The 9,672-nt window shown below is 72.2% G+C and carries 8 protein-coding genes and 1 pseudogene; 3 read left to right on the top strand and 6 right to left on the bottom strand.

Annotation, left to right across the window (positions count from 1 at the left end; genetic code table 11):
* Positions 1-184: 184 nt before the first annotated feature.
* On the bottom strand, positions 185-805 hold the full coding sequence (locus tag V7793_RS26990; RefSeq protein WP_336010920.1) for a TetR/AcrR family transcriptional regulator: 621 nt from the start codon (positions 803-805) through the stop codon (positions 185-187).
* Positions 806-909: 104 nt separating this feature from the next.
* Positions 910-1,815, bottom strand: coding sequence for a LysR family transcriptional regulator (locus tag V7793_RS26995; RefSeq protein WP_336010922.1), 906 nt, complete (start codon positions 1,813-1,815; stop codon positions 910-912).
* A gap of 92 nt (positions 1,816-1,907) precedes the next feature.
* On the opposite strand from V7793_RS26995, the gene V7793_RS27000 reads away from it, so the two are divergent.
* Entirely contained in the window at positions 1,908-2,882 is a 975-nt protein-coding gene (locus V7793_RS27000) for an EamA family transporter (protein ID WP_336010925.1), read from the top strand.
* Here V7793_RS27000 and V7793_RS27005 read toward each other — a convergent pair.
* Positions 2,857-3,579, bottom strand: a pseudogene (locus V7793_RS27005) (sugar phosphate isomerase/epimerase family protein); the annotation flags it as partial. The gene V7793_RS27000 and the pseudogene V7793_RS27005 sit on opposite strands and share 26 nt — an antisense overlap.
* 337 nt (positions 3,580-3,916) lie before the next feature.
* Between V7793_RS27005 and recD2 the strand changes: the two are divergent.
* Together recD2 and V7793_RS27015 are read left to right on the top strand one after the other, a co-directional pair.
* On the top strand, positions 3,917-6,133 hold the full coding sequence (gene recD2 / locus V7793_RS27010) for an SF1B family DNA helicase RecD2 (RefSeq protein ID WP_336010928.1): 2,217 nt from the start codon (positions 3,917-3,919) through the stop codon (positions 6,131-6,133).
* Positions 6,134-6,397: 264 nt separating this feature from the next.
* Positions 6,398-7,684, top strand: coding sequence for a citrate synthase (locus tag V7793_RS27015; RefSeq protein WP_336010931.1), 1,287 nt, complete (start codon positions 6,398-6,400; stop codon positions 7,682-7,684).
* A 473-nt stretch (positions 7,685-8,157) separates the two neighbouring features.
* Here V7793_RS27015 and V7793_RS27020 read toward each other — a convergent pair whose 3' ends face one another.
* From V7793_RS27020 to V7793_RS27030, 3 genes are all read right to left on the bottom strand, one after another.
* Positions 8,158-8,388: a heavy-metal-associated domain-containing protein gene (locus tag V7793_RS27020; RefSeq protein ID WP_336010935.1), complete on the bottom strand. Its 231-nt coding sequence runs from the start codon at positions 8,386-8,388 to the stop codon at positions 8,158-8,160.
* A gap of 184 nt (positions 8,389-8,572) precedes the next feature.
* Positions 8,573-8,779: a helix-turn-helix transcriptional regulator gene (locus V7793_RS27025; RefSeq protein ID WP_336010937.1), complete on the bottom strand. Its 207-nt coding sequence runs from the start codon at positions 8,777-8,779 to the stop codon at positions 8,573-8,575.
* Positions 8,780-8,967: 188 nt separating this feature from the next.
* Positions 8,968-9,672 (bottom strand): Gfo/Idh/MocA family protein (locus V7793_RS27030; RefSeq protein ID WP_336010938.1); only part of this gene is annotated, 705 nt, incomplete at its 5' end.

A 9,672-nucleotide genomic window follows, 5' to 3' on the forward strand; every position in this document is an offset into this window, starting at 1 on the left:
GGACCCGCCGCCGGCGCTGTGGAGCGGGGGGCGCGCCGGCGACGGCGTGCTGCCTTCCGCAGGCGGCGGAGAGGGAGAGTCAGCAACCGGCCGGCGGCGCGGGCCGACACCGCTCTGCGGGTACGGCGGCAGCACGGCCCTTGGACGGACGGCGCCCCGGAGCGGTTCCCGCACCCGGCGCGCGTCAGTCGCGTGCGCGCCGCTTCACGCCGAGCGCGGGCAGCCGCCGGGTCAGCAGCCGTGCGCGCGGCGCGAGCCGCCGGGCCATCGCGAACACCGACTCCGTACGGGAGCGGTCGCTGTCCAGGACGGTGAAGAGGTTGACCCCGAGGTAGAAGGTGATCGCGGCGTTGGCGAGGTCGCGCGGCGGGGTCAGGCGCGCGAGCGGCGTCCCGCCGATGACCCGCTCCAGGGTCTGCTCGACGAAGGCGATCCACGGCTCGGCCCGCTCCCGGATCTCCGCGCGCAGCTCCGGCTTGGCGACGGCGGCGGCGACGAGCTCGGAGAACAGCGTCAGGTGCCCGGCCTCGATGTCGCTGCGGTACACGCGCGTGCCGGCGTCCACCAGGTCCTCGAGGGTGCGGGCGTCCGCGACCGCCTCGGTGAGCAGCTCCATGCGCTCGGCGGAGGAGCGGTCGAGCGCCGCGAACAGCAACGGGTCGACGCCCCCGAAGTGATAGAAGACCAGCGCCGAATTGACCCCCGCCTCCTTGGCGATCGTCCGTGCGCTCGACTTGGCGTACCCCTGCGTCCGCAGCACGGTGTCCGCCGCCCGGATCAGCCGTTCCTTGGTGTCCACCGTCATGTGTGCAGCCCTCTCGCCGAGGCTGCATCATACGATTCGAGCGAGTGGTGCAAGCATGTGATCAAGCCGGTTGACCAGCTGCTGAACGCCCTCCGGGCGGTGGTTCAGAACGTCCTCAGGGGCCACTGCTCGTGGAGCACGCGGACGGCCTCGGTGATCGCGGGCCGGCGGGCCGCCCCCGTGCGCCACAGGGCGAAGAGCCGCCGCACGGGCACCGGCTCCAGCGGCACGGCGCGCACGCCCGCGGGCAGCGGGCCCCGCCCCAGGCGGGGCATCAGCGTGATGCCCAGGCCCGCGGCGACCAGGGCGAGGTGGGTGTGGTTCTCGGCGACCTGGTAGGCGAGGTCCGGCTCGTGCCCGGTGGCGCGCAGCGTCCGCACGAGCCAGTCGTGGCAGACGGCGCCCGGCGGCTGGCAGATCCACCGGTGGTGCGGCAGGTCCGTCCGGTCGAGCACCTCGCGGCCGGCCAGCGGGTGGCCCTCCGGCACCAGCACGTCGCACCGGTCGTCACCGATCACCGCCCGCTCCAGGCCCTCCGGGGCGGCCAGCGGGGCGATGTCCCAGTCGTGCGTGACCGCGAGGTCGATGACCCCCTGGGAGACCAGGTCGGCCGACAGGTGCGGGTCCACCTCCAGCAGCCGGGCGTCGAGCGCCGGGTGGTCGCTGCCGAGCCGGGCGAGCACGGCGGGCATCAGGCCGCGCGCGGCCGACGCGAACGCCCCGACGACCAGCCGGCCCGCCGGCCGCCCCCGGCGCTCCTCCAGCTCCGTCTCCGCCTGCTCGACCAGGGCCAGCAACTGCCGGGCGGTGGCCGCCAGGTGCCGCCCCTCGTCGGTCAGCGCCACACCGCGCCCGCGCCGCTCCAGCAGCGTCGTGCGCGTCTCCCGCTCCAGCTTGGTGACGGCCTGCGAGACGGCCGACGGCGTGTAGCCCAGGGCCACGGCCGCGGCGCTCACCGAACCGTGCACCGACACCGCGTGCAGCGCCCGCAGGCGGGCCAGGTCCAGCACGGAAGTCCCCCTCGTCGTTTCAGCGTTGCTGAATCCCATCATGAAGGAACCTGTGCTGGTGCTACAGAGTCCGGGCGGCGAGGCTGGCCCGTATGCGTCCCCTGCACCTCTGCCTAGCCGTTCTCGTCGCCGCCGTCTGGGGCGTCAACTTCGTCGTCATCGACGTCGGCCTCGACCACTTCCCGCCGTTGCTCTTCTCCGCCCTGCGCTTCCTCGCCGCGGCCGTCCCGGCCGTCTTCCTGGTCGGGCGGCCGCAGGTCAGGTGGCGCTGGATCGCGGCCGTCGGACTGGTCCTCGGCGTGGGCAAGTTCGGCCTGCTGTTCACCGGCATGCACCTGGGGATGCCGGCCGGCCTTTCCTCGCTCGTCCTGCAGGTGCAGGCGGTCTTCACGGCCCTCTTCGCCGTCGCCGCACTGGGCGAACGGCTCGGCCGCACCCGCCTCCTCGGCATGGCCCTGGCGCTGGCGGGCATCGCGGTGGCCGCCGTCGACGAGGGCGCCTCCGGAACGCTCCTCGGCTTCGCGCTCGTCGTGGCCGCCGCGGCCGTGTGGGGCGTGTCCAACGTGATCACGCGCAAGGCCGCGCCGCCCGACGCGCTGCGCTTCATGGTGTGGGTGAGCACCGTGCCGGTGCTGCCGCTCCTGCTGCTCTCGCTCCTCTTCGAGGGCCCGGAGGCGGACGCCGCGGCGCTGCGGTCGCTCGACTGGAGCGGCGCCGGGGCGATCCTCTTCGTCGCCTGGGTCTCCACCGTCCTCGGCTTCGGCGCGTGGGGCTTCCTGCTGCGCACCTACGACGCCTCGGCGGTCGCGCCCTTCACCCTGCTGGTGCCCGTCTTCGGCATGTCGTCGGCGGCGCTCGTGCTGGGCGAGGGGGTGAGCCCGCTGCGCTGGGGCGCGGCGGTGCTGCTGGTGTCCGGGGTGGGCGTCACGGCCCTGGCGGGGCGGCGGCGAGCAGGCCGCGCAAGTACTCCGCCCCCGGCGCCGCCAGCTGCTCGAAACCGGCCGCCTGCGGGTACCAGCGCTTCTCGTACTCCCAGCACAGCCAGCCGTCCCAGCCCGACCCGGTGAGCACCCGGACGCACTCGCCGAGCGGCAGCGCCCCCGCGCCCAGCGGCAGCGGATCGAGCGCCTCGGCCGAAGCGACGTCCTTCACCTGCACGTAGCCCAGGTGCGGGGCGAGCACGGGGAAGCTCTCGGCGGGGGTCTCGCCGCCGAGCCAGGTGTGCAGGACGTCCCACAGCGCGCCGATGTTGGCGTGCCCCACGGGGCCGAGCACCCGGGCGGCGTCCGCGGCCCGGCGGTGCGAGTCGTGCGTCTCCAGCAGCACGTGGACGCCCCGGTCGGCGGCGAGGGGCGCCACCGTGCCCAGCCGCCGGGCAGCCGTCGCGTCGGCCTCCTCCGCGGGCAGGTCGCCGCCGCCGGGGAAGACCCGCACATAGCGGGCGCCGAGGTCGGCCGCCAGGTGGACCAGGCCGGACAGCTCGTGCAGCACGGGCGCGTCGTCGCCGGCGGCGGCGACCCGTGCGTACCCGGCCACCGCCAGGATCTCCACGCCCGCCCCGGCGAACTCCGCGACCGCCGCCTCCCGCTCCTTCGCCCCGCACCCGGGGTGCACGGGCTCCTCCGGGTGCGCCCGCAGCTCCACGCCGTCCCAGCCGTGCGCACGGGCCAGCCGCACCACCTCCCACAGGGGCAGTCCGGGCACTCCGAGGGTGGAGAAGGCGAGCTTCATGGGGGACGGGTTCCCCGGGGAGGCCGGCGACATGCCCCGGCGCCGCACCGTCGCGGGGGACGGCCCGGGAGACGCCGAAATCGTTACCCTCGGTACGGCTCCGGCTTACCCGTGGTAGCCGCCGATCCTGAAATCGCACAAGGGGTAACGGAACGATAACTCCTTGAAAGCGCTGCAACCCTTTACGGCCCGGGTGGGTCGTACTTGTCATCGGGCTTCCCGGGGAGGGATCCGGGGGGATTCAGGGGAAGCCGGTTTTGGGGGGATACGAGGGGCCCGGTCGTCGGACCGGGCCCCTCTGCCGTGCGCGGCCCGGGGGAGTTGTCCACAGGCCCGAACACCTGTCAGACCGCGGCGGTACCGTCGGTGCATGGTCCAGATGGCAGTGGTCGAAGGTGTCCTGGAGCGGATCACCTACGCCAATGAGGAGAGCGGCTATACGGTCGCCCGCGTCGACACCGGCCGGGGCAGCGGCGATCTCCTCACGGTGGTCGGCTCGCTGCTCGGGGCGCAGCCGGGGGAGTCGCTGCGCCTGGAGGGCCGCTGGGGCTCCCACCCGCAGTACGGGCGGCAGTTCACCGTGGAGAACTACACCACCGTCCTGCCCGCCACCGTCCAGGGCATCCGCCGCTATCTGGGCTCCGGCCTGATCAAGGGCATCGGCCCGCGCATCGCCGACCGCATCACCGAGCACTTCGGCACGGACACCCTCGACGTCATCGAGCAGCAGCCGGAGCGCCTGATCGAGGTCCCCGGCCTCGGCCCGAAGCGCACGAAGCTGATCGGCGCCGCCTGGGAGGAGCAGAAGGCCATCAAGGAGGTCATGGTCTTCCTCCAGGGGGTGGGCGTCTCCACCTCCATCGCCGTGCGCATCTACAAGAAGTACGGCGACGCCTCCATCTCCGTCACCCGCAACCAGCCCTACCGCCTCGCGGCCGACGTCTGGGGCATCGGCTTCCTCACCGCCGACCGCATCGCCCAGGCCGTCGGCATCCCGCACGACAGCCCCGAGCGGGTCAAGGCCGGCCTGCAGTACGCCCTTTCCCAGTCCACCGACCAGGGCCACTGCTACCTCCCCGAGGAGCGGCTGATCGCGGACGCCGTGAAGCTCCTCCAGGTCGACACCGGCCTCGTCATCGACTGCCTCGCCGAACTGGCAGCCCAGGAGGGCGAGGAGGGTCCGGGCGTCGTCCGCGAGAGCGTTCCCGGCCCGGAGGACGGGCAGCCCGTCACCGCCGTCTACCTCGTCCCCTTCCACCGCGCCGAACTGTCCCTGGCCGGGCAGGTGAAGCGGCTGCTGGGCGCCGAGGGCGACCGGCTCGCCGCCTTCCGGGACGTCGACTGGGACCGGGCCCTCACCTGGCTCGCGGGCCGCACGGGCGCGCAGCTGGCCACCGAGCAGCAGGAGGCGGTCCGGCTCGCGCTCACCAGCAAAGTCGCGGTCCTCACCGGCGGGCCCGGCTGCGGCAAGTCCTTCACCGTCCGGTCCGTGGTCGAACTGGCCCGGGCCAAGGGGGCGAAGGTGGTGCTCGCGGCGCCCACCGGCAGGGCCGCGAAGCGGCTCTCCGAGCTGACCGGCGCCGAGGCGTCCACCGTCCACCGCCTCCTGGAGCTCAAGCCCGGCGGGGACGCGGCGTACGACAAGGACCGCCCCCTGGACGCCGATCTGGTCGTCGTGGACGAGGCCTCCATGCTCGACCTGCTGCTGGCCAACAAGCTCGTCAAGGCCGTGGCCCCCGGGGCCCACCTGCTCCTGGTGGGCGATGTGGACCAACTGCCCTCCGTGGGCGCCGGGGAGGTGCTGCGCGACCTCCTGGCGCCCGGCGGCCCCGTCCCCGCCGTCCGGCTCACGCGCATCTTCCGGCAGGCGCAGCAGTCCGGCGTGGTCACCAATGCACACCGCATCAACTCCGGGGCGCATCCCCTCACTCAGGGGATGACGGACTTCTTCCTCTTCGCCGAGGAGGACACCGAGGAGGCGGGCCGGCTCACCGTGGACGTGGCGGCCCGGCGCATCCCCGCCAAGTTCGGGCTCGACCCCCGCCGCGACGTCCAGGTGCTGGCGCCGATGCACCGCGGCCCGGCGGGCGCCGGCACCCTCAACGGGCTGCTCCAGCAGGCCATTACACCCGCCCGGCCCGACCTGCCCGAGAAGCGCTTCGGCGGCCGGGTCTTCCGCGTCGGCGACAAGGTCACCCAAGTGCGCAATAACTATGAAAAGGGGCAGAACGGAGTCTTCAACGGGACGGTGGGCGTCGTCACCGGGCTCGATGTCGTCGAGCAGCGGCTGACCGTACGCACCGACGAGGACGAGGAGGTGGGCTACGACTTCGACGAACTCGACGAGCTCGCCCACGCCTACGCCGTGACCATCCACCGCTCGCAGGGCAGCGAGTATCCGGCCGTGGTGATCCCCGTCACCACGGGTGCCTGGATGATGCTCCAGCGCAATCTGCTCTATACCGCGGTAACCCGGGCAAAAAGGCTGGTGGTGCTCGTGGGCTCGCGGAAGGCGCTCGGGCAGGCCGTACGGACCGTCTCCGCAGGCAGGAGGTGTACGGCGCTCGATCACCGGCTGGCGAGGTGAGTCCGCTCGGGGAGGTTTTGTGAAGGGTCGAAAGGGCCATTCCTGCGCGTGAAGAGGCCCGGGAGGCGCGGATCCGGGGTGGGATTCGTCTCTCATCGGTTTACCAACCGGGGCGAAGGGGGCAGTATGGCCAGGCTGGACGGCACTGAGTGCCGTCTTTAGGCCCTATGGCCGACCCCGAGTGCACGTGCATCGTCCAAATGGGGGAAGGTAGGGGTAGTCAGGGCACCTCGAAGAAGAGGCACAACGTCGGTGAGGGATGACGTGAGCGACAACTCTGTAGTACTGCGGTACGGGGACGGCGAATACACCTACCCGGTGGTCGGCAGCACCGTCGGCGACAAGGGCTTCGATATCAGCAAGCTCCGCGCCCAGACCGGGCTGGTGACCCTGGACTCCGGTTACGGCAACACCGCCGCCTACAAATCCGCGATCACCTACCTCGACGGCGAGCAGGGCATCCTGCGCTACCGGGGCTACCCGATCGAGCAGCTCGCCGAGCGCAGCTCCTTCCTCGAGACCGCCTTCCTGCTGATCAACGGCGAGCTCCCGTCGGGCGACGAGCTGGACGCCTTCAAGGGCGAGATCACCCAGCACACCCTGCTCCACGAGGACGTCAAGCGCTTCTACGACGGCTTCCCGCGTGACGCGCACCCGATGGCGATGCTGTCCTCCGTGGTCAGCGCGCTGTCGACGTTCTACCAGGACAGCCACAACCCGTTCGACGAGAAGCAGCGCCACCTCTCCACGATCCGGCTGCTCGCCAAGCTGCCGACGATCGCGGCGTACGCGTACAAGAAGTCGATCGGCCACCCGGTCGTCTACCCGCGCAACGACCTCGGCTACGTCGAGAACTTCCTGCGCATGACCTTCTCGGTGCCCGCCGCCGAGTACGAGCTGGACCCGGTCGTCGTCAGCGCGCTCGACAAGCTGCTGATCCTGCACGCCGACCACGAGCAGAACTGCTCGACCTCGACCGTGCGCCTGGTGGGCTCCTCGCAGGCCAACCTCTTCGCGTCGATCTCCGCCGGCATCAACGCCCTGTGGGGCCCGCTGCACGGTGGCGCCAACCAGTCGGTGCTGGAGATGCTCGAGGGCATCCAGGCCGACGGCGGCGACGTCGACGCCTTCATCCGCAAGGTGAAGAACAAGGAGGACGGCGTCCGCCTGATGGGCTTCGGGCACCGCGTCTACAAGAGCTTCGACCCCCGGGCGAAGATCATCAAGGCGGCGGCGCACGACGTCCTCTCGGCGCTCGGCAAGTCCGACGAGCTGCTCGACATCGCGCTGAAGCTCGAGGAGCACGCGCTCTCCGACGACTACTTCGTCTCGCGCAACCTCTACCCGAACGTGGACTTCTACACCGGTCTGATCTACCGGGCCATGGGCTTCCCGACCGAGATGTTCACCGTGCTCTTCGCGCTCGGCCGCCTCCCGGGCTGGATCGCCCAGTGGCACGAGATGATCAAGGAGCCGGGTTCCCGTATCGGCCGCCCGCGCCAGATCTACACCGGCGTCGTCGAGCGCGACCTCCCGGTCGAGCACGCCTGATCCGCACGAGGCCGCGAGCCGCGAGGCCGCACGCAAGGCCGTGAGCCGACAAAAGCCCTGAGAGCCGCCATGGCTCTCAGGGCTTTTCGCAGGGCTTGAGAAAAGCGCCCCGCCCCCGATCCCCCCACGGGTCGGAGCGGGGCGCTTCCCGTTCCCCGGTACGGATTCCCCCCACGGGATCCGGCCGGGAGCCTCGGTGCGCGCGACCGACGCGATCTGCCGGGACGCGTACGTACGGGAGGGCCGCTCAAAGCTCCCCGGGTACGTGCCCCGGCCACGCGTGGCCGGTACCGTCCCCCAAGACGATCCAGCACTGCCTGGTTAGACCCTCGACCCCCCGCAATGGTTACGTTGGGATTGCTGTGATCTAGGTCTCCTGCCATAACGGGCGCAGTCGGGCAAGAGGGCAAGTGTGTGGGTGTTGTGTCACTTATGCGGCCGCGTGGGGCTCTGCCGCCGCCGCGGGTGAGGCGTCAGTCGCGGCCGGCGAGCTCGTAACCCGCCTCGTCCACCGCCGCGCGGACGGCCTCGTCGTCCAGGGGCGCCGCGGAGGTCACGGTGACCTGGCCGGCGGCGGCCACGGCCTTGACGGACACCACGCCGGGCAGGGCGGAGATCTCCTCCGTCACCGCGGACTCGCAGTGGCCGCAGGTCATGCCGGTCACGCGGTAGACGGTGACGGAGTCGGTGGTCTGGGAGCTCATGACGGTTCTCCTCGGAAGGGTTGGTCGTGGTGCCGTGCACCAGTGGGAACACCTTACCCCCTGGGGGTATTCCTGTGGGGGTGAACCGGACATCCGTGCCCGGGGGTTGTGCGCCCGGTGGTCCACCGACGGGGCCCCGGACCGCGCGGGCGGTCCGGGGCCGGAAGGGTGGGCGGATGGAGGGTCAGTTCCCGGTGCCGCGCCGGGAACGGTTGCCCGGGCGGGAGGCCACCCAGGCGCGGACGGTGTCCGCGAACCAGTAGGGCTTGCCGCCCTCGGTCAGGTCGGGCTTGGGCAGCAGCCCGTGCTTCCGGTAGGTCCGCACGGTATCGGTCTGCACGCCGATGTGCGCTGCGATCTCCTTGTAGGACCAGAGTCGACGGCCAGTCATCTCGCGCCTCTCCGCTGCGCCGCAGCGACGGAGGGGGGTCCGTCGGGGGAGCTGCGGCGCGGCCTTGTCGATCACCACGACTGTTGTCCCGTGAACGACGCAGAGTGACCATCGATGAGGCGCTGTCGTACGGCTGTGACGGAAGGGCGGCGGGAACGTGACGCCTGTGACGTACGTATGACCCCGGATCAGCCTGCGGGGCCGGGTTCCTCGGGGTCGGGTTCTACGGGTTCTACGGGGGCGGCGGGGCGGACCGGCCGGTTCTCCCGGCGGGACGTCTCGCACGCCTCCGCCACCAGCAGGGCGTACAGGCCCTCGCGGGCCGGGCAGGGGTTGGGCGCCTCGCCGCGGGCCGCCCGCACGAAAGCGGCCAGCTCGGTGCGGTACGCGGCGCCGAAGCGCTCCAGGAAACCGGTCCAGGGGCGGGCCGGAGGGGGCGGGCCGGACGGCTCCGCCGACGTCGCGGGCGTCCGGGCGTCCAGGCCCACGACCCACTGGTCGAGTTCCCCGGACAGCTCCGTCCGCACGTCGTAGCCCGCGCCGTTGCAGCGGGTCGCCGTCGCCGTCACCAGGGTGCCGTCGTCCAGGGTGAGCAGGACGGCGGCCGTGTCCACGTCGCCCGCCGCACGGAAGACCGCCGCGCCCGCGCCGCCGGTCGCGCCCCGCGCGTACACCTCCGTCACCTCCCGGCCCGTCAGCCAGCGCACCGCGTCGAAGTCGTGCACCAGGCAGTCGCGGATCAGCCCGCCCGAGCGGGCCAGGAACTCCGGCGGCGGGGGTGCGGGGTCGGACGTGACGGTGCGGATGGTGTGCACGCGGCCGAGCCGCCCCGTGCGCAGCGCCTCGCGCGCGGCGCGGAAACCGGCGTCGAAGCGCCGCTGGAACCCCAGCTG

Origin of the sequence: Streptomyces sp. KLMMK (genome assembly GCF_036961605.1) — a bacterium.
Classification (GTDB): Bacteria; Actinomycetota; Actinomycetes; order Streptomycetales; family Streptomycetaceae; genus Streptomyces; species Streptomyces telluris.

What these genes read in the sequence shown, in the direction of transcription:
- V7793_RS26990 (WP_336010920.1), bottom strand. Translation starts at nt 805, where the DNA reads ATGACGGTGGACACCAAGGAACGGCTGATCCGGGCGGCGGACACCGTG.
- V7793_RS27000 (WP_336010925.1), top strand. Translation starts at nt 1,908, where the DNA reads ATGCGTCCCCTGCACCTCTGCCTAGCCGTTCTCGTCGCCGCCGTCTGG.
- recD2 (WP_336010928.1), top strand. Translation starts at nt 3,917, where the DNA reads ATGGTCCAGATGGCAGTGGTCGAAGGTGTCCTGGAGCGGATCACCTAC.
- V7793_RS27020 (WP_336010935.1), bottom strand. Translation starts at nt 8,388, where the DNA reads ATGAGCTCCCAGACCACCGACTCCGTCACCGTCTACCGCGTGACCGGC.
- V7793_RS27025 (WP_336010937.1), bottom strand. Translation starts at nt 8,779, where the DNA reads ATGACTGGCCGTCGACTCTGGTCCTACAAGGAGATCGCAGCGCACATC.